Annotated in this window: 20 protein-coding genes; 15 read left to right on the plus strand and 5 right to left on the minus strand. The window is 68.3% G+C overall.

All coding sequences use genetic code 11. The annotated features are described in order from the left end of the window. Window positions 1-45: 45 nt before the first annotated feature. The 9 genes from AC3WTC_RS10855 to AC3WTC_RS10895 all read left to right on the plus strand — a co-directional run bounded on the left by AC3WTC_RS10855 (window position 46) and on the right by AC3WTC_RS10895 (window position 9,696). Entirely contained in the window at window positions 46-1,320 is a 1,275-nt protein-coding gene (locus AC3WTC_RS10855; RefSeq protein WP_492711409.1) for an NAD(P)/FAD-dependent oxidoreductase, read from the plus strand. Next, window positions 1,308-1,862 (plus strand): DUF3261 domain-containing protein, encoded by a 555-nt coding sequence (locus AC3WTC_RS10860; protein WP_033832520.1) that lies wholly within the window; start codon window positions 1,308-1,310, stop codon window positions 1,860-1,862. The genes AC3WTC_RS10855 and AC3WTC_RS10860 overlap by 13 nt, the downstream gene beginning before the upstream one ends. Further along, entirely contained in the window at window positions 1,859-3,046 is a 1,188-nt protein-coding gene (locus AC3WTC_RS10865; protein ID WP_492711410.1) for a beta-ketoacyl-[acyl-carrier-protein] synthase family protein, read from the plus strand. Before AC3WTC_RS10860 ends, AC3WTC_RS10865 begins: the two co-directional genes overlap by 4 nt. Beyond that, window positions 3,043-3,501, plus strand: coding sequence for a hotdog family protein (locus tag AC3WTC_RS10870; protein WP_025877993.1), 459 nt, complete (start codon window positions 3,043-3,045; stop codon window positions 3,499-3,501). Before AC3WTC_RS10865 ends, AC3WTC_RS10870 begins: the two co-directional genes overlap by 4 nt. Next, on the plus strand, window positions 3,498-4,229 hold the full coding sequence (locus AC3WTC_RS10875) for a 3-ketoacyl-ACP reductase FabG2 (RefSeq protein ID WP_279208197.1): 732 nt from the start codon (window positions 3,498-3,500) through the stop codon (window positions 4,227-4,229). Before AC3WTC_RS10870 ends, AC3WTC_RS10875 begins: the two co-directional genes overlap by 4 nt. Then, complete coding sequence (locus AC3WTC_RS10880; RefSeq protein ID WP_025877989.1) at window positions 4,229-5,467, plus strand: beta-ketoacyl-ACP synthase; 1,239 nt, start codon at window positions 4,229-4,231, stop codon at window positions 5,465-5,467. The genes AC3WTC_RS10875 and AC3WTC_RS10880 overlap by 1 nt, the downstream gene beginning before the upstream one ends. A 37-nt stretch (window positions 5,468-5,504) precedes the next feature. Then, window positions 5,505-5,945, plus strand: a complete 441-nt coding sequence (locus AC3WTC_RS10885; RefSeq protein ID WP_025877987.1) for a hypothetical protein — start codon at window positions 5,505-5,507, stop codon at window positions 5,943-5,945. A gap of 159 nt (window positions 5,946-6,104) precedes the next feature. Further along, on the plus strand, window positions 6,105-6,365 hold the full coding sequence (locus AC3WTC_RS10890) for a YcgL domain-containing protein (RefSeq protein WP_025877986.1): 261 nt from the start codon (window positions 6,105-6,107) through the stop codon (window positions 6,363-6,365). Further along, window positions 6,358-9,696 (plus strand): ankyrin repeat domain-containing protein, encoded by a 3,339-nt coding sequence (locus AC3WTC_RS10895; protein WP_492711411.1) that lies wholly within the window; start codon window positions 6,358-6,360, stop codon window positions 9,694-9,696. Before AC3WTC_RS10890 ends, AC3WTC_RS10895 begins: the two co-directional genes overlap by 8 nt. A 293-nt stretch (window positions 9,697-9,989) precedes the next feature. Here the strand turns inward: AC3WTC_RS10895 and AC3WTC_RS10900 are convergent, their stop codons facing one another. Continuing rightward, a complete protein-coding gene (locus AC3WTC_RS10900) occupies window positions 9,990-11,777 on the minus strand; it encodes a monovalent cation:proton antiporter-2 (CPA2) family protein (protein ID WP_492711412.1) in 1,788 nt (595 codons plus the stop codon). 344 nt (window positions 11,778-12,121) lie between these two features. On the opposite strand from AC3WTC_RS10900, the gene mgtE reads away from it, so the two are divergent. After that, on the plus strand, window positions 12,122-13,492 hold the full coding sequence (mgtE, locus tag AC3WTC_RS10905; protein ID WP_100437067.1) for a magnesium transporter: 1,371 nt from the start codon (window positions 12,122-12,124) through the stop codon (window positions 13,490-13,492). Window positions 13,493-13,627: 135 nt separating this feature from the next. Then, window positions 13,628-16,354, plus strand: coding sequence for a bifunctional acetate--CoA ligase family protein/GNAT family N-acetyltransferase (locus AC3WTC_RS10910; RefSeq protein WP_099785838.1), 2,727 nt, complete (start codon window positions 13,628-13,630; stop codon window positions 16,352-16,354). 42 nt (window positions 16,355-16,396) lie between these two features. Here AC3WTC_RS10910 and AC3WTC_RS10915 read toward each other — a convergent pair whose 3' ends face one another. Further along, window positions 16,397-16,774 carry a YbjQ family protein gene (locus tag AC3WTC_RS10915; RefSeq protein WP_492711413.1) on the minus strand — a complete coding sequence of 126 codons (378 nt, stop codon included), beginning with the start codon at window positions 16,772-16,774 and terminating at the stop codon, window positions 16,397-16,399. Between the two features lie 45 nt (window positions 16,775-16,819). Here AC3WTC_RS10915 and AC3WTC_RS10920 point away from each other — a divergent pair, with 45 nt between their 5' ends. Continuing rightward, complete coding sequence (locus tag AC3WTC_RS10920) at window positions 16,820-17,521, plus strand: alpha/beta fold hydrolase (protein ID WP_025877606.1); 702 nt, start codon at window positions 16,820-16,822, stop codon at window positions 17,519-17,521. Window positions 17,522-17,594: 73 nt separating this feature from the next. Here AC3WTC_RS10920 and dkgB read toward each other — a convergent pair whose 3' ends face one another. Next, entirely contained in the window at window positions 17,595-18,404 is an 810-nt protein-coding gene (dkgB, locus tag AC3WTC_RS10925; protein WP_492711414.1) for a 2,5-didehydrogluconate reductase DkgB, read from the minus strand. A gap of 85 nt (window positions 18,405-18,489) precedes the next feature. Continuing rightward, on the minus strand, window positions 18,490-19,704 hold the full coding sequence (locus tag AC3WTC_RS10930) for an MFS transporter (RefSeq protein ID WP_059065570.1): 1,215 nt from the start codon (window positions 19,702-19,704) through the stop codon (window positions 18,490-18,492). A 105-nt stretch (window positions 19,705-19,809) separates the two neighbouring features. Between AC3WTC_RS10930 and AC3WTC_RS10935 the strand changes: the two genes are divergently transcribed. Next, window positions 19,810-20,712, plus strand: coding sequence for a LysR family transcriptional regulator (locus tag AC3WTC_RS10935; protein WP_025877600.1), 903 nt, complete (start codon window positions 19,810-19,812; stop codon window positions 20,710-20,712). A 134-nt stretch (window positions 20,713-20,846) separates the two neighbouring features. Here the strand turns inward: AC3WTC_RS10935 and AC3WTC_RS10940 are convergent, their stop codons facing one another. After that, on the minus strand, window positions 20,847-22,967 hold the full coding sequence (locus AC3WTC_RS10940; RefSeq protein ID WP_492711415.1) for a methyl-accepting chemotaxis protein: 2,121 nt from the start codon (window positions 22,965-22,967) through the stop codon (window positions 20,847-20,849). A 183-nt stretch (window positions 22,968-23,150) separates the two neighbouring features. On the opposite strand from AC3WTC_RS10940, the gene AC3WTC_RS10945 reads away from it, so the two are divergent. Both AC3WTC_RS10945 and AC3WTC_RS10950 read left to right on the plus strand, forming a co-directional pair. Next, window positions 23,151-23,606 (plus strand): Rrf2 family transcriptional regulator, encoded by a 456-nt coding sequence (locus tag AC3WTC_RS10945; RefSeq protein ID WP_032976824.1) that lies wholly within the window; start codon window positions 23,151-23,153, stop codon window positions 23,604-23,606. Then, window positions 23,596-24,501, plus strand: a complete 906-nt coding sequence (locus AC3WTC_RS10950; RefSeq protein WP_492711416.1) for an NAD(P)/FAD-dependent oxidoreductase — start codon at window positions 23,596-23,598, stop codon at window positions 24,499-24,501. Before AC3WTC_RS10945 ends, AC3WTC_RS10950 begins: the two co-directional genes overlap by 11 nt. The last annotated feature ends 33 nt before the right edge of the window (window positions 24,502-24,534 follow it).

A 24,534-nucleotide genomic window follows, 5' to 3' on the forward strand; every position in this document is an offset into this window, starting at 1 on the left:
CGATTCCTCCGCTTTTCCACCTGATCGAGCAACAAGGACGCACCGATGACTACTGCTGTGGATGCCGCTGATTCTTCCCGCCACGAAGACGTGGAACGTACCGAGATCCTGATCATCGGCGCCGGCCCGGCCGGTTCGGTGGCCGCGGCGATGCTGCGCCAGCAGGGCCGCAAGGTACTGATGCTGGAGCGCCAGCAGTTCCCGCGCTTCTCCATCGGCGAGAGCCTGCTGCCGCAGAGCATGGAATACATCGAAGCGGCGGGCCTGCTGCAGGACGTGGTCGAGGCGGGCTTCCAGTACAAGAACGGCGCGGCCTTCGTGCACGGGAAAGCGCGCACCGCGTTCGACTTCAGGAAGAAGTTCTCGCCGGGCTGGGGCACCACCTACCAGGTGCAGCGCGCCGACTTCGACAACGTGCTGGCGCGTGGCGCCGAGCGCATGGGCGCGACCCTGCGCTTCGGCGACGAAGTGCTGTCCGTCGAGCCGGGCGAGCAGCCGCTGGTAAGCGTGCGCCGCCCCGATGGCAGCGAGTACCGCATCGAAGCCGATTTCATCCTCGACGCCTCTGGCTTCGCGCGCCTGCTGCCACGCCTGCTGGACCTGGAATCACCGTCCAACTTCCCGGTGCGCGGCGCGATCTTCTGCCACGTGCGCGACAACATCCCGGCCGAAGCGGAATTCGACCGCAACAAGATCCTGATCACCACCCATCCCGAGCACATCGACGTCTGGTACTGGACGATTCCGTTCTCCAACGGCTGCTGCTCGCTGGGCGTGGTCGCCGAGCCATCGTTCTTCGAGCGCTACGAAGGCGACGACCTGCAGAAGCTGCAGGCCATCGTCGGCGAGGATCCGAACCTGACCTCGCTGCTGGCCAATGCCGAATGGGCGGTGCTGCCGGTGCGCCGCATCACCGGCTATTCGGCCAATGTCAGCTCGCTGTGGGGCCCGGGCTATGCGCTGCTGGGCAACGCCGGTGAGTTCCTCGACCCGGTGTTCTCCTCCGGCGTCACCATCGCGTTCAAGTCGGCGCAGCTGGCCAGCGAATGCCTCAAGCGCCGTTACGCGGGCGAGACCGTGGACTGGGAAAGCGAATTCTCGATTCCGCTGCGTGCCGGTGTGAGAACCTTCCGCCGCTTCGTCGAAAGCTGGTACCAGGGCGGCTTCCAGAAGATCATCTACCACCCCGACCAGCAGCCGCAGGTACGCGACATGATCAGCTCCATCCTGGCCGGCTACGCCTGGGACACCAACAATCCGTATGTGGCCGACGACAGTGGCCGTCGCATGCGCGTGCTGGAGGAACTGTGCAGCGCCTGATCGTCCGCCTCTCCGCTGTCCTGCTGTGCCTGCTGCTGGCCGCCTGTGCCAGCCGCATGCCGCGGCCGCTGGTCGACCTGCCGCCGCTGCGGCTGGCACCGTCCAGCCTGCCGGCGCCGTTGGCCCTGCAGCAGCAACTGCACTTCCGCTTCGGCAGCCACGAGCGTGATCTGGATGCGCTGCTGGAAGCCGACGCGCAGCAGGTGCGGCTGGCCGTGCAGGCGATGGGCCAGACCGGCGTGCGCCTGCAGTGGGACGGCCAGCAGCTGACCCAGCAGCGTGCACCGTGGCTGCCGCCACAGGTACGTGCCGAACGCGTACTGGATGACCTGCAGTTCGCGCTGTGGCCGACTGACGCCATTGCCGCCGCGCTGCCGGCCGGCTGGCAGGTGAGCGACGACGGCCGCCAGCGCAGCCTGTCCCGCGACGGCACCGTGTGGCTGCAGCTGCAGCGCCTGGGCGATGGCAGCGTGCAGCTGGACAACCGCGCCGAGGGCTACACCCTGCGCATCGAATCGATCGACATGGCCGGCCAGGAATGAAGAGCGCTCCCATTTTCCTGAACGACCTCGGCGTGGTCTGCGCGTTGGGCGAGGGCCGCGCCGCGGTGGCTGCTGCGCTGTTTGCCGATGCGCCCGGCGGCCTGAGCGACAACGCCAGCCTGTTGCCGGGTCGCACCCTCGCGCTGGGCGAAGTGCACAGCCCGCTGCCGACGCTGGAGGAACTGCCGGTGTCCCTGCGTGGCCGCAACAATGCTCTGCTGGACGTGGCACTGGCGCAGATCGCGCCGGCCGTTGCCGATGCCATCAACCGTTACGGCGCCGAGCGTGTGGCGGTGGTGCTGGGCACCAGCACCTCGGGCATCGGTGAATCCGAACAGGCGCTGCGTACCCGCGCCGAGCACGGCCATTGGCCCGAAGGCTTCGACTACGCACAGCAGGAAATGGGCACCGCCGCGCAGTTCGTGCGTGAGCGCAGCGGTGCGCTGGGCCCGGCCTGGACGCTGTCCACGGCCTGTTCGTCCAGCGCCAAGGCGTTGATGTCGGCCGCGCGCATGCTGCGTTCCGGCATCGTCGATGCGGTCATCGCCGGTGGTGCCGATTCCCTGTGCCGGTTCACCGTCGCCGGGTTCAGCGCGCTGGAATCGGTCTCCGCAGTGCGCTGCAATCCGTTCTCGCAGCATCGCTGCGGGATCAACATCGGCGAGGGCGCCGCGCTGTTCCTGTTGACCCGCGATGCAGGCCCGGTCAGCCTGGCGGGGTGGGGTGAGTCGGCCGACGCGCACCATATGTCGGCACCGGACCCGCAGGGGCTGGGTGCCATCGATGCCCTGCAGCAGGCGTTGCAGCGTGCTGGCTGGTCACCTTCGGAAGTGGATTACGTGAACCTGCATGGCACCGCGACAGGCCACAACGACGCCATGGAAAGCCACGCCGTGGCGCAGGTGCTGGGCACCGCCGTGCCGGCCAGTTCGACCAAGCCACTGACCGGCCACACGCTGGGTGCGTCCGGTGCGATCGAAGCGGCGCTGTGCTGGATCCTGCTGGCCGAGAATCCGCAGCAGCAGCTGCCGCCGCACTGGTGGGACGGCGTGGCCGATCCGGCGCTGCCGGCGTTGCCGCTGGTAGCCCCGGCGACCTTCCTGCAGCAGCTGCCGCGGCGGGTGCTGAGCAATTCGTTCGCCTTCGGCGGCAGCAATGCCGTGCTGGCACTGGAGCGCCGATGAACATGCCGCTGTATGCCATCGAAGAGGTGGTGCCGCACCGCCAGGACATGTGCCTGCTGGACCGCATCCTGCGCTGGGACCAGGACGGCATCGAGGCGGAACTGGTGGTGCCCGAGGCCGGCCTGTTCATCGAAGACGGTGCGGTCCCGGCATGGGTCGGCATCGAATACATGGCCCAGGCCATCGCTGCCTGGGCCGGCTGCCGCGCACGCACGGCCGGCAACCCGCCGCAGCTGGGCTTCCTGCTTGGCAGCCGGCGCTATACCAGCACGCGCAGCAGTTTCCCCAGTGGCACCCGCCTGCAGGTACAGGCGCGTTGCGAGCTGTTGGGCGACAATGGATTAGGGATGTTCGCCTGCCGCATCCTGGCAGGCGAAGAAGAATGGGCGGTTGCCAACGTGTCGGTGTTCGAACCGGCCGACTCGATGGCCTATCTGGAGAGTGGACAGGCATGACAGGGAATCCAAGCGTGCTGGTGACCGGCGCGAGCCGGGGCATCGGCCGGGCCATTGCGCTGCGTATCGCGCGCGATGGCTTCGACGTGGTGGTGCATTGCCGCAGCCGTGTGGAAGAAGCACAGGCGGTGGCCGACGAGATCCAGGCGCTGGGCCGGCAGGCGCGCGTGCTGGCCTTCGACGTGGCCGACCGTGCTGCCGCGCGTGCTGCGCTGGAGGCTGACGTGGAGGCACATGGCGCCTATTACGGCGTGGTGTGCAATGCCGGCATCGCCCGTGACGGCGCGTTCCCGGCATTGTCCGAGGACGACTGGGACCAGGTGATCCACACCAACCTGGACGGTTTCTACAACGTGCTGCATCCGCTGATCATGCCGATGGTGCGGCGGCGCAAGCCGGGCCGCATCGTCACCCTGTCCTCGGTGTCGGGCGTGGCCGGCAACCGTGGCCAGGTCAATTACAGTGCGGCCAAGGCCGGCATCATCGGTGCCAGCAAGGCACTGGCGCTGGAACTGGCCAGCCGCCAGATCACCGTCAACTGCGTGGCCCCGGGCCTGATCGAGACCGACATGCTCAACGAAGAAGTGGTCGATCACGCATTGAAGCTGATCCCGGCCGGCCGCGTCGGCCGTCCCGAGGAAGTGGCGGCCACGGTCGCGTTCCTGCTGTCCGAGCCGGCCGGCTACATCACCCGGCAGGTGATCTCGGTCAACGGAGGGATGATCTGATGGCCGCCGATCGTCGCGTGGTGGTCACCGGTGCTGCCGCCATCAGTCCGCTTGGCCACGACTGGCCGACCATCCAGGCCCATCTGCGCAGCTGCCGCAATGCGGTGCGTTCGATGCCGGAATGGGATGTGTATGCGGGCCTGAACACCAAGCTTGCCGCGCCGGCGCAGGACTACGAGCTGCCGCCGAACTACAACCGCAAGACCACCCGCTCGATGGGCAAGGTGGCGATCATGTCGGTGCGCGCCACCGAGGTCGCCCTGCGTGAGGCGGGCCTGTTCGAGCACCCGGTGCTGCGCAGTGGCCGTACCGGCGTGGCCTATGGCTCGTCGTCGGGCAGCCACGAAGCCACCGGCGAATTCGGCCGCATGCTGCATGAGTTCACCACCGACGGCATCAGCGCCACCACCTACCTGAAGATGATGAGCCACACCGCGCCGGTCAACATCGGTGTGTTCTTCGGCTTGTCCGGGCGTGTCTACACCACTTCCAGCGCCTGTACGTCGGGCAGCCAGGGCGTGGGCGCCGGCTATGAAGCGATCCGCAGCGGCAAGCAGACGGTGATGGTGGCCGGTGGGGCCGAACAGCTCGACGCCACGGCTGCGGCGGTGTTCGACACCCTGTTTGCCACCAGCACGCGCAACGATGCACCGCACACCACCCCGCGTCCGTTCGATGCCGGCCGCGATGGCCTGGTGCTGGGCGAGGGCGCCTGCACGCTGATCCTGGAGGATCTGGAACACGCGCAGGCACGCGGCGCGACCATCCTCGCCGAGATCGTCGGTTACGGCACCAACAGCGACGGCCAGCACGTCACCCAGCCCAGCGCCGATACCATGGCCCAGGCCATGCGCCTGGCGCTGGAAGACGCCGGTCTGCAGCCGGCACAGATCGACTACGTGAACGCCCATGGCACCGCCACCGACCACGGCGACATCGCCGAGACCCAGGCCACCGCCCAGGTGTTCGGCAGCCGCGTGCCGATCAGCTCGTTGAAGAGCTACGTCGGCCACATGCTGGGCGGCTGCGGCGCGTTCGAGGCCTGGATGAGCATCGAGATGATGCGCGCCGGCTGGTTCGCGCCCACCCTGAACCTGGTCGAGGTGGACCCGCGTTGCGGCCAGCTCGACTTCATCACCGGACAAGGCCGCGAGCTGCAGGCCGAGTACGTGATGAGCAACAACTTCGCCTTCGGCGGCATCAACACCTCGCTGGTGTTCCGCCGCTGGAGCGCGTGACCCCGCCGTACCCGCACCCCAACAAGGAGACGTTCCGATGCGCCGCACCCTGCTGATCGCCACTGCCACCGCGCTGCTGGCCCTGACTTCCACCGCTTCGGCGCGCGATACCCGCGTCGAACAGTCCCTGCGCGAGCTGATCAGTTCGCAGGCCGCCAAAGATGCCGGCATCGACGGCAGCGTGCGCTTCTACCTGGCCGGCCAGCCGGTCAGCGTGCAGCAGCGCCTGGGCGAAGACGTGACCAACAAGAAGACCAACGCCGCCAACAAGAGCGATGTCGAGGCCTGCAACTGGGTCGCGCTGTCGGCACTGCTGGCCCTGCAGGACGGTGCCAAGTCGCGCGGCGCCAACGCCGTGGTCGACATCGTCAGCTACTACAAGAAGAACGAGTTCAAGAGCGCGACCAACTACGAGTGCTGGGCCGGCACCTTCGTCGCCGGCGTGGCCCTGAAGGGCACCTACGCCAAGGTCAAGTAAGCGCTGCCGACTGGTGGCGCAGCCTGAACGGCGCCGCCACATTGCTGAACCTCAACGGGGAAACGCCGTCGATCGCGCCGCCATCGTCGCGTGACGGCTTTCCCCGGTGTCGGCTTTCCGACACAATCACGGCTCTTCCCGGGTTATCGTCCCGTGGACATGCACGCCTACGTCTATAAAAGCCAACTCAAGCCGGACACCTACGTCTATCTCGCCCGACGCGATGACTTCAGCGCTTTGCCTGCGCCGCTGTCGGCGTCGTTGGGTCCGCTCGTCTTCGTGCTGGACGTGACCCTGGACGCGGAGCGCCGGCTGGCCCAGGCCGACCCGGCCAAGGTGCGCAGCGAACTGACCGAGCGCGGGTTCTACCTGCAGGTGCCGCCGTCGGTGAGCAGCATGATGCTGCGCCACTATGACTGAGCTTTCCCGATCCCGCGCCCTGTCGCTGGCCTTCACCCTGGGCGCCTTGCTGGCACTGGGTTCGGCGCTGGGCGGCCTGCCCGGTGCGGTGCTGGCGGCACTGGCACAACCGGCGTTCGCATTGGGAATCTCGTGGTGGCGGCGCAGCCGTGCGCTGCTGCCGCCGAAGGTGATCGTCCGCCAGGACCTGCCGGCGCTGCTGGCACTGTGGATCGCCGCGCCGTTGCTGCTGGCCCTGTTGCTGGCCTGGCCGCTGGCCGCGCTGCGCGACAGCGGCAGCCTGGCTGCGGTGCTGGGCCTGAGCGTGCTGGTCAGCGCTGGCCTGCTGGCGGCTTGGCGCACCTGGCCGCTGTGGAATGATGTCGAGCGCCTCGACGGTGGCCTGGCCCAGCATTGGCAGGCGCTGGCCGGCCGCGACCTCAGCGCCTGGCGTGGCCTTGGCGTGGCCGCACTGGTGATGGCCCTGGCCGCACTGGTGGTACTGCCGACCTGGCCGGGCCTGCTGCCCGAAAGCGCGCGTTGGCCGTCGGCACTGGCGGTGCTGCTGCTGTCGCCGCTGCTGCACCTGCTGCTGCAGCGCATCGTACCGGCGCCGCTGGTCTCGCTGCGCGGCTCGGTTGGCGCTGAACTGCCGGTCGATCGCGAAACGCTGTTCAGCACTGCGGTGGACACCACGCCGCTGGAAGCATTGGCGCCGCAGGAGCTGACCCCGGCCCTGTACGAAGCCGCACGCCACGGCCGCATCGACCGCGCGCTGCAGTTGCTGCAGGCCGGCGCCGATCCGCATTCATTGCCTGACCCCAACTGGCGCGACCAGCGCAGCCTGGCTGTACTGGCCGCAGTATTGCCGGACCTGCGCCTGCTGCGCGAGCTGATCGGCCGCGGCGTCGATGTGAACGCGCCGCACCGTGGCATGACCCCGCTGCTGGCCGCGACCCGCGACAGCTGGCATGGGCGTCCGGAAGCGGTGATGACCCTGCTGGCCAACGGTGCCGATTCGCGCGCCACCGACAGCGAGGGCAACACGCCCCTGCACCACGCCGCGCGCAGTTCCGACCCGGGCGTGGCCGCACTGCTGCGTGATGCGGCGGCTGAAGTGGACGCACTGAACCGTGATGGCTGGTCGCCGCTGGCGGTGGCCTGCCAAGTCGGCAACTGGCGCCTGGCGCGCTTCCTGCTGGAGCGTGGCGCGCGCAGCGAGCCGGCTGACGGCACCCCGGTGCTGCTGGCCGCGGCCGCCACCGAGGACGACGATCCGGCCGGCGTGCAGCTGCTGCTCAAGCACAAGGCACGTGCCGACGCGCGCGACCGCCAGCGCCGCAGCGCGCTGCATGAAGCCGCATTGGCCGGCCACGTGGACATCATCGGCGTGCTGCTGGCCGCCGGTGCCAACCTGGAAGCGCGCGATGCGCTGGGCCGCACCCCGTGGCTGGAAGCCGCACGCGCCGGCCGGGCTGCCGTGGTCGAGCACCTGCTGCCGCACAAACCCGACCTGGTTGCGGTCGACACCGATGGCCGCAACGCGGTGCTGCTGGCCACGATGGCCGAGGACGTTTCGCCGTTGTTGATCAAGCGCCTGCTGGAACTGGGCATCGCCGCCGACGGCAGCGATCCGGCCGGCCGGCGCGCGGTGGACTATGCCGCCGAAGCCGGTCGCTGGGCGATCGTGGCCCTGCTGGACCCGTCCTACCCGCTGCCCGCCGCCGTCAGCGATGGCCTGGCCGAGCGCGGTGAGACGGCCAGCGCCAGCGGCCTGTTGCCCGACCGCCCGCCGTTGACCCTGCTGCGCGAGGCGCTGGGGTTCGGCAATACCGATGGCATGGCCGCACTGGCCAGGCTGTGCCAGCCCGAAGAACTGGGTGGCCTGCTGCTCGATCCGGAGCTGGCGCTGGAGCCGCGCGCGGTCGACTGGCTGCTCGCCCATGGTGCTGATCCGTACGTGCGCGACGCCTGCGCAGATACGCCGATGTTCGCGCTGCTTTCGCGTGGCATCGATGCCGTGCCAGCCCTGCAGGTGATGCTGCAGCACGGCCTGTCGCCGGCCGGGCGTGGCGGCCTGGCGCGTTTCCTGGCCGCCTGTGCGCAGCACGACCAGGCGGCGCGTGGCCTTGAGCAGCTGGCGCTGGAACTGCTGGAGCGGGGCGCCGATCCGTTTGCCGCCTCGCCAGCCGGTGATCCGCCGTTGTCGCTGGCGGTGCGCCTGGGCTGGCTGCGCCTGCAGCAGGCCCTGCTCACCACCGGCGTGGACCGCGAAGCACGCGACAGCCATGGCATGACCGCGCTGCATCTGGCCACCGCACTGGCGCGCGAAAGCGCCTTGAAGCTGTTGGTGCAGCACGGCGCCTCGCCGGAAGCGCGTGCAGCCGATGGGCAGACACCGCTGGGCGTGGCGTTGTCGATCGGCCGTCGTGATCTGGCTGATTGGCTGGACTGGCGCGTCTGGCCGCTGCCGCGCCGGACCCTGCGCGAAGGTGATCTTCCGGCCGCCGCGATGGCCGGTGATGTCGACGCCGTGCGTCGTTTGAATGATCTGGGCTTTGCCGTCGACGCCGTCGATGCGCAGGGCTGCACCGCGCTGCTGCGTGCTGCCGGCGGTGGCCACCTGGCCGTGGTCGACCTGCTGCTGGCGCGCGGCGCTGATCCGCAGCATGCCGCTGCCAGTGGTGCCACGCCGTTGTCAGCGGCGGTCAGCATGCGCCAGGTCGAGATCGTCTCGGCCCTGCTCGACGCCGGTGCGCAGCTCGAACACCGCCTGCCAGGCGGGGTCACCGTGCTGATGCTGGCCTCGGCGCTGGGGCTGCCGGACATCGTGGCGCGCCTGCTCACCGCCGGTGCCGATGTGCACGCCGGCGATGCCCAGCAGTTGGCGCCGCTGCACTGCGCAGCCCTGTATGGCTTCAGTGCGCGCGACCGTTCGCGCCTGCTGGCGCTGCTCGATACCCTGCTGCTGGCTGGTGCAGAGCCGGACCAGGCCGCCGCCGGTGCGGTCACGCCGTTGCTGCTGCTGCTGGGCGCGCGCGCCGAACCGGGAACCGCCTGCGACGAGCAGGTGGTGATGGCCGCCGTCGAGCGCCTGCTGGATGAAGACGTCAGCCTGGACGTGCGCGATCCGCGGGGCTTCGGCCCGCTGCACCTGGCCGCCCTGCACGGGTTGCCGCTGCTGGTGCAGCGCCTGCTGCGCGCCGGTGCCGACCCGGAAGCGCGCGATGGCTTGAACCGCAGCCCGCGCGAGATCGCGGTGATGCGCGGCTTCATCGACGTCGCCGCCGAGTTTGAGCCGCGCGTGCCGGGTGTCTCTTCGATGGCCAGGTTCCTGCGCGACAACGGCTGACCCCTGGGCGCGGTAGTGCCGGCCGCTGGCCGGCAGCTTCGCAATCCTGGCGAGGTTCATGAGGTTGCCGGCCAGCGGCCGGCACTACCCAACCCCGTCGATCAGCGTTGCTTGTCGCCGTCGCTTTCCGCGTCCGAGCCGCGCGTGCCGGGCGTATCGTCGATGGCCAGGTTCCTGCGCGACAACGGCTGACCCCAAGGCGCGGTAGTGCCGGCCGCTAGCCGGCAGCTTCGCAATCCTGGCGAGGTGCATGAGGTTGCCGGCCAGCGGCCGGCACTACCCAACCCCGTCGGTCAGCGCTCCTTGTTGTCGTCGCTTTCCGCGTCCGCTTCGAACAGGTGCATCAGGTCGTTGCGGGCATCGCGCGAGGTCTGGATCACGGCGGCCTCGTCGTCGTAGACCAGGTACTGGTCGCGCAGCAGCTTCTCGTCGTGTTCGCGGAACTGCTGCACATGGCGCTCGGCCACGTTCGGTGCCACGCCCAGCGCGGTCAGCACGCGCCCGCTCATTTCCAGGCTGGTACCGAACACTTCGCGGAACGGTTCGGCCGACATGTCCATCAACCGCCAGGCATGCTGGCGGTTGCGCGCACGCGCCAGCACCGTCGCGTCCGGGTACAGGCGGCGCACCATGCGCACCGCCCGCAGGTTGGTTTCCGGGTCGTCCACGGTGATCACGAACACGTCGATGTGCTCGCCACCGGCGGCGCGCAGCATCTCCGGCCGGGTCGGATCGCCGTAGTACAGCTGGTTGCCGAAGCGGCGCAGGTCGGCCACCGTGTCCGGGTTCGCCTCCAGTGCCACGAACGGCACCTTCTGCGCGGTGAGCAGGCGCGCGATCACCTGGCCGAAGCGGCCCATGCCGGCAATCAGCACCTTCGGGCGATTGTCCGGCGCCACCTTGTCGGCCTCCGCCGCCTGGCGGGGTGCGACCTTCTCCTCGCCGAGCAGGCGCATCAGGGCGATCATCAGCAACGGGGTGATCGCCATCGACAGGCCGACGATCGCCACCAGCCGGTCATGGTTGGCATTGCCCAGCAGATGCGCACGCTGGGCTTCGTTGAACACCACGAAGGCGAATTCGCCGCCCAGCCACAACACGCTGCCCAGCAGCAACGACTGCCGCGAGCTGAGTCTGGCGATGCGGCCGATGGCGTACAGCAGGCTGAACTTCACCACCAGCAGGATCGCCACGCCCGCAGCGATCATCCACGGTTCGGCGGCGATGCGGTCCAGGTCGATGCCCATGCCCACGGCAATGAAGAACAGGCCCAGCAGCAGGCCCTTGAACGGCTCGATCTGCGATTCCAGCTCATGCCGGAATTCCGAATCGGACAGCAGCACGCCGGCCAGGAATGCCCCCAGGCTGGGGCTCAGGCCGGCTTCCTGCATGAACCAGGCGGTGCCCAGCACCACCAGCAGCGCGGTGGCGGTGAACACCTCCGGGCTGCGGGTGCGGGCGATGATGCCGAACACCCGGCGCAGCACCGGCCGCCCGCACAGGATCACCACTGCCAGCGCGCCCAGCGCGACGGCCGCATCTTCCCAGCGCAGCGTCTCGTTCTTGACCCCGCCCAGCAGCGGAATCGCGGCCAGCAGCGGAATGGCGATCAGGTCCTGGAACAGCAGGATGGCAAACCCCAGCCGGCCATGGTCGCTGTTGATCGCCTTGTGTTCGGACAGCAGCTGCAGGCCGACCGCAGTCGACGACAGCGCCAGCGCCACGCCCACCACCAGCGCGCTCTTCCACTGGAAGTGATCGAGCAGCAGCAGGCCGCCCAGCACCAGCCCGGACAGCGCCACCTGCGCCGCGCCCGCACCGAACACCGAGCGCCGCATCACCTTCAGCCGGGCCGGGGACAGCTCCAGCCCGATCACGAACAGCAGCATGACCACGCCGATCTCGGCCGCGCCGAGGATGCGGTCGGCGTCCTGCACGAAGCCCAGACCGTCCGGACCCAGCACCACGCCAGCCGCCAGGTAGCCCAGCACCGCGCCGAAGCCGAACTTCTTGAACACCGGCACCGCGATCACCGCGGCCAGCAGCAGCACCAGTGCCAGTTCCAGACCACCGCTATGCATGGGAATACCTGGTCATCGGGAGGCCGGCTGTGCGTCCGTTCGGCGGGGAGGGGAAGCGCGGCGGATGCCACCTGGTCATTATGCGCGCGCCGCTGTGTACGCACGAGAACGGCAGCGGGCCCATTGTCCGGTCAGCGTGGCGGGTTGACCTGCACCGACCGCAGGTCCAGACTGCCCGCCGCTGCCGGCGTGTCCGGCAGTACACCCCTCCGGAGTCCCCAACCCATGTCCAGCGACAGTAGAAGTCGACCTCGGTCGACGCCAGCGATGGCCACCGCCTGACACCGGGACGGTTTGCCTGCGTTGGCGTTGCGCGAGGTCGCACCCCATGAAGGCGAATCACCATGAACCAGAAGCAATTGCTGCGTCCGGTGGCCGATGCCGCAGCATTGTCGGCACCGCTGGCGAACTACAACACCGCCGACGCGGTCGAATTCCTCAACACGCTCGAACTGCAGCGCGCCGCCGAGACGCTGGCCGCGCTGTCGCTGCCGCGTGCAGTGAAGATGCTCGAGGCGCCGGAGCTGCACCGCAGTGGCGAGCTGGTTGCCGCACTGCCGCCGGCACGCGCCGCCGCGCTGCTGGGGTTGATGGCCGACGACCGTGCCACCGATATCGTCCACGAGCTGGATGAAGAAGAACGCGCGCGGCTGATTCCGCTGCTGGGCAACGAAGCCCGGCAGACCATCCAGAAGCTGCTGAGCTACCCGCCGAACACCGCCGGTGCGCTGATGACCACCGAGTTCGTCGCCGTGCCCGCCACCTGGACCGTGGCCCAGACCCTGCAGCACATCCGCCAGGTCGAACGCACGCGCGAGACCGTGTATGCGATCTACGTGCTCGACCCGACCAACCAGCAGCTGCAGCAGGTGGTGACCATGCGCCGGCTGATCACCGGGCTGCCGGAGGAATCGATCCTGGATGTGGCCCAGGTCAATCCGCCGGTGATGGTGGATGCGCAGATGGACCAGGAAGACGTGGCGCGGCTGATCCGCCGCCATGATCTGCTGGCCATTCCGGTGGTGGACGCGCAGCAGCACATGCTCGGCATCGTCACCGTCGATGACATCCTCGATGCGCTGATCGAAGAGTCCACCGAAGACGCGCACAAGTTCGGCGGCATGGAAGCGCTGGACAAGCCGTACATGCAGATCGGCTTCTTCGAGATGCTGCGCAAGCGCGCCGGCTGGCTGAGCGTGCTGTTCGTCGGCGAGATGCTGACCGCCAGCGCGATGCAGCACTACGAGGACGAACTGGCGCGCGCGGTGGTGCTGACCCTGTTCATTCCGTTGATCATGAGCTCGGGTGGCAACTCCGGTTCGCAGGCGACCTCGCTGCTGATCCGCAGCCTGGCGCTGCGCGAACTGCGCCTGCGCGACTGGTGGAAGGTGGCCTTGCGCGAAGTGCCCACCGGCATGGTGCTCGGCGCCATCCTCGGTTGCCTGGCCATCGTACGCATCGTGATCTGGCAGCTCGGTGGCTTCCATGACTACGGCGAGCACTGGATCCTGCTGGCGATCACCATCGGTGCCGCGCTGGTGGGCATCGTCACGTTCGGCTCGCTGTCCGGGTCGATGCTGCCCTTCATCCTCAAGCGGCTGGGCTTCGACCCGGCTAGCGCCTCGGCTCCGTTCGTGGCCACCCTGGTGGATGTGACCGGCCTGGTCATCTACTTCAGCATCGCCGCGATGATCCTGCACGGGACGCTGCTGTAACGGCGGCGTCATCCACGCATGGCGTGGATCTACTGGTCCTGGCGGCCGTGGTGGATCCACGCCCTGCGTGGATGCGATGCCAGGTTCCTGCGCACGATCATGCCGCCGCAGCGCCGGTCCGTGTAACGTAGGCACATGAGTACCTACCACCTGCAGTCCGTGTTCCGTCCGCAGTCGGTCGCGGTGATCGGCGGCAGCCCGCGTGAGCGCTCGGCGGGCCGCGCAGTGATGCGCAACCTGCGCGGCACCGGCTTCCCCGGCAAAGTGGCATGGATCAACCCGCGCCATGCGGAGATCGATGGCATCCGCACGGTGAAGCGGCTGAAGGACCTGGACTGGGTGCCGGAACTGGTGGTGATCACCGCACCGGCCGCCATCGTGCCGCAGGTGGTACGCACCGCTGCCGAACGTGGCGTGCAGGCCGCGATCATCCTCACCGCGCACCTGGGAGAAGGCCCGGGCTCGCCATGGGCACAGGTGGAGGCCGCCGCGCGCGCGCATGGCCTGCGCATCCTTGGCCCGCACTGCCTGGGCGTGATCGCGCCACATGCACGGCTCAATGCCAGCATCGCCGCGCATTTCCCACAGGCCGGCGACCTCGCGCTGATCTCCGAATCCTCGGCGATTGCCGCCGCCCTGGTGGAATGGGGCGTGGCGCGCTCGGTGGGGTTCTCCGCCGTGGTTTCGCTGGGCGACACCATGGACGTGGACTTCGGCGATCTGCTGGATTATTTCGCCACCGACTACCGTACCCGCGCCATCCTGCTCTATGTCGAGCAGATCAAGGACGCGCGCAAGTTCATGTCGGCCGCGCGCGCCGCTGCGCGTGCCAAACCCGTGGTGGTGGTGAAGTCCGGGCGCGCCGAACGGGTACAGCCGGGCAGCGCCGATACCCACGTGCAGGCACTGGCGCGCGCCGATGATGTGTACGGCGCGGCATTCAACCGTGCCGGCCTGCTGCGGGTGAGCGCGCTGGACGAACTGTTCACCGCGGCCGAGTCGCTGGGCCGGCTTGGCACCTTCCCCGGTCGTCGCCTGGCCATCCTCAGCAACGGTGGTGGCGTCGGCCACCTGGCGGTGGACCAGCTGATCGCCCTGCAGGGCACGCTGGCGCAACTGTCCGACAGCACCGTGCAGAAGCTGGATGCGGTACTGCCGCAGGGCTGGACGCGCAGCAACCCGGTCGACATCGTGGTCGACGCCGATGGTGATCGCTATGCCACTGCCATCGAAGCGTTGCTGGCCGACAGCGAGAACGATGCGGTGCTGGTGGTCAACGTGCCTACCGCGTTCACCTCGTCGGCCGATGCGGCGCAGGCGCTGACCCGCACGCTCGGCCTGCGCCCGCGCCACCACCGCGACAAGCCGGTATTCGCGGTGTGGCTGGGCAACGACGACCAGGCCACCGCCACCCTCAATGCCGCACGCGTGCCGACCTATCCCACCGAAGCGGAGGCCGTGCGCGGCTTCCAGCATCTGGTGCGTTACCGGGAGGCACAGAGTGCGTTGATGGAAACACCGCCGAGCCTGCCGCAGGATTTCAGCGTGGATACCGCGCGTGCGCGCGCGCTGGTCGAAGCCGCGCTGGCCAACGGCCAGGGCTGGCTGGACCCGTTGGCCACCCATGAACTGCTGAAGGCCTACGGCATCCCCTCTGCACCGGTGATGCATGCGCGCGATGCGCACGAGGCGATGGACCTGGCGCAACCCTTGCTGGAGCGTGGTGCGACGGTCGCGCTGAAGATCCTGTCGCCCGATATTCCGCACAAATCCGAAGTGGATGGCGTGCGCCTGAATCTGGCGACCCTGCCGGCGGTGCAGAGCGCGGCGAAGGCCATCCTTGCTCGTGCACGCCAGCTACGGCCGGACGCGCGCATCGACGGCCTGCTGGTGCAACCGACCATCGTCCGCCCGAAGGCGCGCGAGATCATCGTCGGCATCGCCGACGACGCCACGTTTGGACCGGTGATCGTGGTCGGGCGCGGTGGCACGGCGGTGGAAGTGATCAACGACAAGGCACTGGCGCTGCCGCCGCTGGACCTGCGCCTGGCCCACGAGCTGATCGGCCAGACCCGGGCTTCGCGCATTCTCAAAGCCTATGGCGACGTGCCCGCCGCCGACGAGCGCGCACTGGCACTGGCGCTGGTCAAACTGGCGCAGCTGGCGGCGGACATTCCCGAAGTGCGCACGCTGGACATCAATCCCCTGCTGGTGGACAGCAAGGGCATCCTCGCGCTGGACGCGCGCGTTGCGGTTGCGCCGTCGCGCATCCTGCACAAGGGCCGTGGCCATCCACGCTTCGCCGTGTTCCCGTATCCGAAGGAATGGGAGCGCACCATCGAGCTGTCCGATGGCGGCCGCGCGTTCGTGCGCCCGGTGCGGCCGGAAGATGACGCGCTGTTCCGTGCGTTCTTCGCGCGTGTCAGCGACGAGGATCTGCGTCTGCGTTTCTTCCAGTCGGTGAAGCATTTCAGCCACGAGTTCATCGCCCGCCTGACCCAGCTGGACTACGCGCGCTCGATCGCATTGGTGGCGCTCGAACCGCGCAGCGGCGAAATGCTCGGCGCGGTGCGACTGCATGCCGATGCGGATTACCACCGTGGCGAGTACGGCATCCTGATCCGTTCGGATCTGAAGGGCCACGGCATCGGCTGGCGCCTGATGGCGATCATGATCGAGTACGCCAAGTGGCTGGGCCTGGATGTGGTGGAAGGCCAGGTGCTGCGCGAGAACAGCACCATGCTGGCGATGTGCCAGAGCCTGGGCTTCAAGACCCGGCTGGACCCGGACGACCCGACGGTGATGATGGTGACGTTGCCGGTGCAGCAGGTGGAAGTCCCCGACGTCCCGCCAGCGGCGTGACCGTGACGGTAGCGCCGGGCCAAGCCCGGCGGAACATCGGATTCAAAGCAGCGGCTCGACCATCACCGCCGTGCCATAGCACAGTACTTCGGTCAGCCCGGTCATCACATCGGTGGCGTCGTAGCGCATGCCGATCACCGCGTTGGCCCCCAGCTGCCGCGCATGCTTGACCATGTCGCGATAGGTTTCCTCGCGCGCCTGCTCGCACAGCTCGGTGTAGATGGTGATGTTGCCGCCGAAGATCGTCTGGATGCCGCCCAGGAAGTTGCCTACGATCGAGCGCGAGCGCACGGTGATGCCGCGTACCACGCCCAGGTTGCGCGCGATGCGGTAGCCGGGCAGCTCGAAGGCGGTGGTCACCATCGAATCATCGAAGCGCGCTGCGGACGTGGTCGGGGCGCTGTTGTAGGGGTCGGCCATGGGTGTCTGGTCGTGTTGTGGGTTTGAAGACGCCACAATACCCGCATGACCGACCGCATTCCCCTGCTGCTGCTCCCCGGCCTGCTCAACGACGCCGAACTCTGGCGCGCGCAGCTGGCCGACCTGGCCGATATCGCCGACTGCACCGTGGGCGACCAGACCCACGGCGAGACCCTGCAGGCCGTTGCCGAGGAGGTACTGGCGCAGGCGCCGGAACGGTTTGCGCTGGCCGGCTTCTCACTGGGCGGCTTCGTCGCCCAGCAGATCCTGCGCACCGCGCCGGAGCGTGTGCTGCAGCTGGCCCTGATCGACACCTCGATTCATGCCGACTCCCCGGAACGTGCCGAACAGCGCCGCAGCCAGCGCGCCAGCGTGCGCCTGCCCGGTAAATTCCACGGCTTTGGTGACGCGCTGATGCGCAGCTATATCGACGCCTCGCGGCTGGACGACTACGTGCTGGTGCAGCGCGTGCGTGACATGACCGCACGGCTGGGTGCGGAGGTGTTCCTGCGCCAGAGCGCGCTGGAGCGCAGTGATGGCCACGATGTGCTGGCCGGCTACCGCGATCCGCTGCTGATCGTCTGTGGTGCGAACGACCGCATCACGCCGTTGGCGGTGAGCGAGGAGATGCACGCGCTGGTGCCGCATTCGCAGCTGGTGGTGGTGCCCGATTGCGGGCACCTGGCACCGATGGAGAAGCCGGACGAGGTGAGTGCGGCAATGCGCGGATGGTTGTTGCAGTACTGATGGATCCGCCGGGCATGGCCCGGCGCTACCCACCGTCATCCGGCAGCGCCGGGCCATGCCCGGCGGCCGTTCTTCAATCCCAGGCCGGTGCGATGCCTTCCGGATTGGCCAGGCGGTGGCCACGGTCCAGCTTGGCGATCTGCGCCATGTCGTCTTCGGTCAGGCGGATCGCGGCGGCTTCCAGGTTGCTGGCCAGGTTCTCGCGCTTGGTCGATGACGGAATGACCGCGTAATCCTGCTGCAGCGCCCATGCCAGCGCGATCTGTGCCGGGCTGGCCTGGTGACGGCCGGCGATGGCCTGGATCACCGGGTCCTTGATCACCTCGCCGTAGGCCAGGCTCATATAGGCAGTGACGCGGATCCCGTTGTCCTGCAGGAACTTCACCAGCAGGCGGTTCTGCAGGTAGGGGTGGATCTCGATCTGGTTGGTGGCGATGGCATCGGCGCCGAGGATCTCGATCGCCTTGCGGGTCTGTGCGATGGTGAAGTTGGAGATACCGATCTCCCGAGCCAGCCCCTGTGCCTTGGCCTCAGCCAGGGCAGGCAGGTATTCCTCCATCGGCGTATCGACCTTGTCGTTCGGTGACGGCCAGTGGATCAACGCCAGGTCGACATGGTCGGTGCGCAGCTTTTCCAGACTGGTGCGCAGGCTGGCCAGCAGCGCATCGCGCTTGAACTCGGTGATCCACACCTTGGTGGTCAGGTAGATCTCGTCACGCGGCACGCCCGACTCGGCGATGGCCTGGCCGACCTCGGCTTCGTTGCCGTAGATCTGCGCGGTGTCGATGGCGCGGTAGCCGACGTCCAGCGCGATGCGCACCGAGTCGATCACGGTCTGGTCTTTCAGGCGGAAGGTGCCGAGGCCGAAAGCGGGGACAGTCATGGAGAACTCCAAAGCGGGGGAAGGAGGTGATCGCAAAGGGTAGGGCAGGGGCCGTGTGCATGCCGGCAACGGTGCATTGCATGCATCAGTGCGCGCTCACCGCAATGCCTTCGGCGCGATCGTCGATACCGTCGCGACGGTCCAGGCGGCCGCTGAGTGCCGTCAGTGCGAACGCACCGACCACCACCAGCGCACCCAGCCACGGCGTATGCATCAGGCCGATGTGCTCGACCACCAGGCCGCCCAGCGACGCACCCAGCGCGATGCCGATGTTGAAGGCGGCGATGTTCAGGCCCGAGGCCACATCGGTCGCCTGCGGTGCGTAGCGCTGTGCCTGCTTGACCACGTACACCTGCAGGCCGGGCACGTTGCCGAACGCCACCGCGCCCAGTGCCAGCACGGTCAGCAGCATCAGCCAGGTGTTGTGGGCGGTGAAGGTCATGACCAGCAGCACGATGGCCAGCAGCGCGAAGATGCGCTTCAGCGCGGGAATCGGGCCCATACGGTCGGCCATGCGGCCGCCCCACAGGTTGCCGATCGCCACCGACACGCCATACACCAGCAGCACCAGGCTGACCGCGTTGGCCGAGAAGCCGGTGACGTCCTGCAGGATCGGCGCCAGGTAGGTGAAGGACAGGAAGGTGCCGCCGTAGCCAAGCGCGGTGATGGCATACACCATCAGCAGGCGCGGCTGCGCAAGCACGCCCAGCTGCTGGCGGAAGGTGGCCGGCGCGCTCTGTGCCAGGCCGCGCGGCACGAACAGCAGGCTGCCCAGCAGCGCGATCACGCCCAGGCCGGCCACGGCCAGGAACGTGGCGCGCCAGCCCAGGTGCTGACCGATGAAGGTGCCCAGCGGCACGCCGGTCACCAGCGCCACGGTCAGGCCGGTGAACATGATGGCGATCGCGCTGGCGGCCTTCTCTTTCGGCACGACGGCGGTGGCGATGATCGAGCCGATGGAGAAGAACACGCCGTGGGCCAGGCCGGTGAGGATGCGGGCGACGATCAGCGAGGTGTAGCCCGGTGCCATCCATGCGATGACGTTGCCGAGGGTGAACAGCACCATCAGCGCCACCAGCAGGGTCTTGCGCGGCACGCGGCCGGTGAGCGCGGTCAACACCGGCGCGCCGACGGCCACGCCCAGGGCATACAGGGAGACCAGCAGGCCGGCCGAGGGCAGGCTGACCTGCAGGTCGGCGGCGATGGTCGGGATCAGGCCGACGATGACGAATTCGGTGGTGCCGATGGCAAAGGCACCGAGGGTCAGCGCCAGCAGGGCGAGCGGAATGCCACGGATCATGACAGTGTCCAGAGGGAAGGAAGGCGCGCAGTGTGCGCGGCCGACCTTTGCCGAAAAACCGGTCTTCACGCCAATCACTCTTGCCGCGTGGTCAATAATGGCGCCATGAAAACCACCCTCGACGAAATGCAGGCCTTCCTGGCGGTGATCGACAGCGGTTCGATCAGCGCGGCTGCCGAGCAGCTGGGGCAGACACCCTCGGGCGTGAGCCGCGCGCTGGGCCGGCTGGAGGACAAGCTGGGCACGACCCTGCTGACCCGCACCACCCGCCGCCTGCACCTGACCGCCGAGGGCGAGGCCTATCTGCGCCATGCGCGGGCGATCATCGATGCGGTGGAATCGGCCGAGGAACAGATGGCGGCGCGGCGCGAGCGTCCGGCTGGCCGGCTGCGGGTGGATGCAGCGATGCCGTTCGTGCTGCACGTGATCGCGCCGCTGGTCGCTGGTTACCGCGCGCGCTATCCGGACGTGCAGCTGGAGTTGAACAGTTCCGAGCGCTACATCGACCTGCTGGAACGGCGCACCGATCTGGCGATCCGTATCGGCCCGCTGGCCGATTCCACCCTGCATGCGCGGCCGCTGGGGCGCTGCCGGCTGCAGGTGCTGGCCAGCCCGGCCTATCTGGCCACGCACGGCGAGCCGGCCAGCGTGGTGGCATTGGGTCAGCACACGCTGCTGGGGTTCAACGAGCCGGAGTCATTGAACCGTTGGCCGCTGCCGGGCGATGCCGAGGGGCAGCTGCTGGTGCGGCCAGACATCGCGGTGTCCAGCGGCGAGACCCTGCGCACGCTGGCGGTGGAGGGCGTGGGCATCACCTGCCTGTCCGACTTCGTGACCGAACGCGACCGCGCGGCCGGCACCCTGGTGCCGGTGCTGGCCGCGCAGACGCTGGATGTGTACCAGCCGATCCATGCGGTGTACTACCGCAACACGGCCGTATCGGCACGGATCAGCTCGTTCCTGGATTACCTGGGCGAGGCGATGGCCGCCTCGGATTACCTGCGCTGATGGAGTGTCCGGGTTGCCGGCCAGCGGCCGGCATTACCGGGAATCGCACGCATGGTAGTGCGGGGGGGGGGGGGGAGAGGGGGGGGGGGGTGCTGGCCGCTGGCCGGCAACCCCCACACTGCCCGGTGGATCCGTCAGGCCGCGCGCGCCAAGGCACCCGTTGCTGTCGCCGTGGTGGACAGATCAAACACATCCACCGCTTCGATCAGGCGATCCGCCTGCTGTTCCAGGCTGCGTGCCGCTGCGCTGGCTTCTTCCACCAGCGCGGCATTCTGCTGGGTGGTGCCATCCATCTGGATGATGGTCTGGCTGACCTGCTCGATGCCGGCCGACTGTTCCTGCGACGCAGCGGAGATCTCGGCCATGATGTCGGTCACGCGCTGCACCGACGCGACGATCTCGGCCATGGTGTCGCCGGCCTGGCGCACGCGCTGCGCACCGTGGCCAACCTGTTCCACCGACGCCTCGATCAGCGATTTGATTTCCTTGGCCGCCGCCGCCGACCGCTGTGCCAGCGTACGCACTTCACTGGCGACCACCGCGAATCCACGGCCCTGCTCGCCGGCACGCGCCGCTTCCACCGCGGCATTCAGCGCCAGGATGTTGGTCTGGAACGCGATGCCGTCGATGACGCTGATGATGTCGGCGATCTGCCGCGACGAGCCTTCGATCGCATCCATCGTCGCCACGACCTGGCCGACCACTTCACCGCCGTGCGAGGCCACGCTGTGCGCACCGATCGCCAGCTGGTTGGCCTGCCGCGCATGCTCGGCGTTCTGGCGCACGGTGGAGGTCAGTTCCTCCATCGACGCGGCGGTTTCTTCCAGGTTCGCCGCCTGCTGTTCGGTGCGGCGCGACAGGTCGTTGTTGCCGGCGGAAATTTCCGCAGCGGCGGTGTGGATGCTGCCGGAGGCGTGCTTGATGTCGCTGACGATCGTCGCCAGCTGTGCAGCGGTGGCGTTGGCATCCCCCGCAATGCGGGCGAACACGCCCTGGAAGTCGCCGTCCATACGCGCACCCAGGCGACCATCGGCAATGGCACGCAGCATGGCCGAGACCTCGCCCAGGTTCTGTTCGGTGGTCTGCATCAACCGGTTCAGGCCATCGACCATCGCGCGGAAATCATGCTCGAAGTGCGCACTGTCGCCGCGCTGGCTGAAGTCGCCCGCCGCCGCAGCTTCGGCCAGGCGGCGGATCTCGCCGTTGATCGCGCCCAGGTTGGATTTCACCGCATCCAGCGCCTCGGTGATCACGGCCTTCTCGCCGGGCAGGCGCTCCATGTCCAGGCTGAGATCGCCCACTGCATAGCGGCCCATGATCGTGATCGCGCGCATCTTCACCTGGATGTGCGCATCGACCAGGGTGTTGGTGTCGGCCACCATCGTGCCGTAGGCGCCGGGGAAGGCGCTGCTGTCCATGCGGTGGCTGATCGTGCCGGCGTCGTGTGCCCTGGCCATCGCGGTCTGCGCATCAAGCACGCCACGCAGGGTGCTCTGCACGGCCTGCATCGCCTGTGCCAGGCGACCGATCTCGTCGCGGCTGCGCACCTGCACCACGTGGTCGAGGTCACCGGCGGCAACCGCACGCGCGGCCGCTTCCACCGCCAGCACCGGCTGCACCACGGCGCGCCGCAGCCACCAGCCAAGGGCGATCAGCAGCAGCACGGCGGCGCCGATGGTCAGCGCGGCGCACAGCAGCAGCGTCTGCCGTGCCTGGTGCGAACGCGCGGTCACCGCGGCTTCGGCCACCTGGGTGGCCTGCGTACCCAGCGCATCCAGCGCGGCCGCCACCGGACGGTCCTTGCCGCGCACCAGGGAATCGCCGACCGCCGGGTCGTAGCTGGCGTCAGCGAAGGCCTGCAGTGCGGCGTGGTAGTCCTGCTGCAACTGTGCGTGCAGGCCGGAAAACGCCTGCGCCAGTTCGCGCGTGCGCGCATCGGGGCTGGCGGCCAGGCCCGTGGCCAGTTCGGCAACGACGCGGCCTTCGTTGTCGAAGGCCTGCAGGTGATGCTGGCGCAGCGCGTCATCGTGGCCGCGCAGCAGCAGGTTCTTCCACTCCTGTACCTGTCCGCGGAATTCGCGTTGCAGGCGCTCGGCATCGCGGCTGTGTGCAACCTCCGGCGGTACGTCGGTGGACAGCTTCAACCAGGCCGACGCCAGGCCCGCCAAGGCGCATACCAGGACAACAGCCAGACCAACAGAAACGGCACCGAGCAGCTTCGACTGCAGCCGCGGCGCATGGGAAGAGGCTTTCATGGGACGAGATCTCGGAAGGGGTGCGATGCGGTATCGACCGTCCTTGAGCGCTCTGAAGTGCGATGTCTGTCACATTACCGTTCTGTTTAGTGATGTGAAGGTTATGTTTACTTGGACAAATGTGTCCATTTGGAACAAAAGCAGACCCTCGACAGGTGGTTTAAATGTAACTATTGTTGTTACATGAAATCCGCGAATCCGCTTTCCGACGCGCTGCACGTGATGGCCCATCTGGTCGGCCAGCACGGGCCGCGAACCTCCGAACAGCTGGCGACCTGCCTGCCGACCCATCCGGTGGTGATCCGCCGCCTGCTGGCGCAGATGCACAAGGCCGGCCTGGTACGCAGCACGCGCGGCCACGGTGGCGGCAGCCAGCTCGCCCGCGATGCGGCGACGATCACCCTGTACGACGTCTACCAGGCCATCGGCGCGCCGCCGATGGTCCAGGTCGGTACCCGCGAAGGCAGGGGCGGCTGCCCGATCCAGCAGCTGGTCAACCAGGCCCTGCTGGAGAGTGCCCGCGAAGCGCAGCGCCTGCTCGAGCAGCGGCTGCAGGCAACCACCCTCGACCAGCTTGGCGCCGACTTCGCCCGCCATCTTGCCCATCACCGTTCCCTGGAAGGTCACCATGAATCCTGATGTTCTCATCGTCGGCGGCAGCTACGCCGGCATCGCCGCCGCACTGATCCTGGCGCGTGCGCGCCGGCCGGTCACGATCATCGATGCGGGTTCGCCGCGAAACCGTTTCGCCAGCCATTCGCACGGCGTGCTGGGCCTGGACGGCATCAGTGGCGCCGAATTGTTGAAGAACGCGCGCCAGCAACTGTTGGACTACCCGAGCGTGCGTTGGCTGAATGCCGAAGCGGTGCAGGCCACGCTCCGCACCGAAGGTGTGGAGGTGCGTACGGCCGACGGCCAGGTACTGACCGCGCGCAAGCTGCTGCTGGCCACCGGTATCGCCGACCAGCTGCCCGATCTGCCCGGCCTGGCCGAGCGCTGGGGCAGCACCGTGCTGCACTGCCCGTACTGCCATGGTTATGAAGTGGGTGGCGGTTCGATCGGCCTGCTCGGCGGCCATCCGATGTCGGCCGGCAAGGCGCCGCTGTTCGCCGACTGGGGCAACGTCACCTTCTTCAGCCAGGGCCTGCCGATCAGCGACCAGGAGCTGGCCGCCATGCAGCAGCGCGGCGTGCAGGTGGAAACCACGCCGGTGGTAGGTGTGCACGGCGAGCAGCCGACGTGGCTGGAAGTGGAACTTGCCGACGGTCGCCGAGTCGCCCAGCGTGCGCTGTTCGTGCCGGCCATGCAGCAGATGGCCACGCCGCTGGTACAGCAGCTGGGCTGCGCGCTGGTGGAGAGTCCGCTGGGCGTGCTGGCCGAGGTGGACATGATGAAACAGACCTCGGTGCCGAACGTTTACGCCGCCGGTGATGCGACCACGGTCGGCAACATCACGTTGGCCATGGCCGAAGGCGTGCGCGCGGGCATCGGCATGCACCATGCGCTGGTGGCCGAGGACAGCCTGCCGCGCTGAGGCAAAGCATCCACGCATGGCGCGGATCCGTTG

It is taken from the genome of Stenotrophomonas sp. FW305-C-20-S1, from assembly GCF_058783335.1.

Excerpts from the sequence above, each read along its gene's own strand:
- AC3WTC_RS10855 (WP_492711409.1), top strand. The coding sequence starts at position 46 with ATGACTACTGCTGTGGATGCCGCTGATTCTTCCCGCCACGAAGACGTG.
- AC3WTC_RS10865 (WP_492711410.1), top strand. The coding sequence starts at position 1,859 with ATGAAGAGCGCTCCCATTTTCCTGAACGACCTCGGCGTGGTCTGCGCG.
- AC3WTC_RS10870 (WP_025877993.1), top strand. The coding sequence starts at position 3,043 with ATGAACATGCCGCTGTATGCCATCGAAGAGGTGGTGCCGCACCGCCAG.
- AC3WTC_RS10875 (WP_279208197.1), top strand. The coding sequence starts at position 3,498 with ATGACAGGGAATCCAAGCGTGCTGGTGACCGGCGCGAGCCGGGGCATC.
- AC3WTC_RS10880 (WP_025877989.1), top strand. The coding sequence starts at position 4,229 with ATGGCCGCCGATCGTCGCGTGGTGGTCACCGGTGCTGCCGCCATCAGT.
- AC3WTC_RS10885 (WP_025877987.1), top strand. The coding sequence starts at position 5,505 with ATGCGCCGCACCCTGCTGATCGCCACTGCCACCGCGCTGCTGGCCCTG.
- AC3WTC_RS10890 (WP_025877986.1), top strand. The coding sequence starts at position 6,105 with ATGCACGCCTACGTCTATAAAAGCCAACTCAAGCCGGACACCTACGTC.
- AC3WTC_RS10895 (WP_492711411.1), top strand. The coding sequence starts at position 6,358 with ATGACTGAGCTTTCCCGATCCCGCGCCCTGTCGCTGGCCTTCACCCTG.
- AC3WTC_RS10900 (WP_492711412.1), bottom strand. The coding sequence starts at position 11,777 with ATGCATAGCGGTGGTCTGGAACTGGCACTGGTGCTGCTGCTGGCCGCG.
- mgtE (WP_100437067.1), top strand. The coding sequence starts at position 12,122 with ATGAACCAGAAGCAATTGCTGCGTCCGGTGGCCGATGCCGCAGCATTG.
- AC3WTC_RS10910 (WP_099785838.1), top strand. The coding sequence starts at position 13,628 with ATGAGTACCTACCACCTGCAGTCCGTGTTCCGTCCGCAGTCGGTCGCG.
- AC3WTC_RS10915 (WP_492711413.1), bottom strand. The coding sequence starts at position 16,774 with ATGGCCGACCCCTACAACAGCGCCCCGACCACGTCCGCAGCGCGCTTC.
- AC3WTC_RS10920 (WP_025877606.1), top strand. The coding sequence starts at position 16,820 with ATGACCGACCGCATTCCCCTGCTGCTGCTCCCCGGCCTGCTCAACGAC.
- dkgB (WP_492711414.1), bottom strand. The coding sequence starts at position 18,404 with ATGACTGTCCCCGCTTTCGGCCTCGGCACCTTCCGCCTGAAAGACCAG.
- AC3WTC_RS10930 (WP_059065570.1), bottom strand. The coding sequence starts at position 19,704 with ATGATCCGTGGCATTCCGCTCGCCCTGCTGGCGCTGACCCTCGGTGCC.
- AC3WTC_RS10935 (WP_025877600.1), top strand. The coding sequence starts at position 19,810 with ATGAAAACCACCCTCGACGAAATGCAGGCCTTCCTGGCGGTGATCGAC.
- AC3WTC_RS10940 (WP_492711415.1), bottom strand. The coding sequence starts at position 22,967 with ATGAAAGCCTCTTCCCATGCGCCGCGGCTGCAGTCGAAGCTGCTCGGT.
- AC3WTC_RS10945 (WP_032976824.1), top strand. The coding sequence starts at position 23,151 with ATGAAATCCGCGAATCCGCTTTCCGACGCGCTGCACGTGATGGCCCAT.
- AC3WTC_RS10950 (WP_492711416.1), top strand. The coding sequence starts at position 23,596 with ATGAATCCTGATGTTCTCATCGTCGGCGGCAGCTACGCCGGCATCGCC.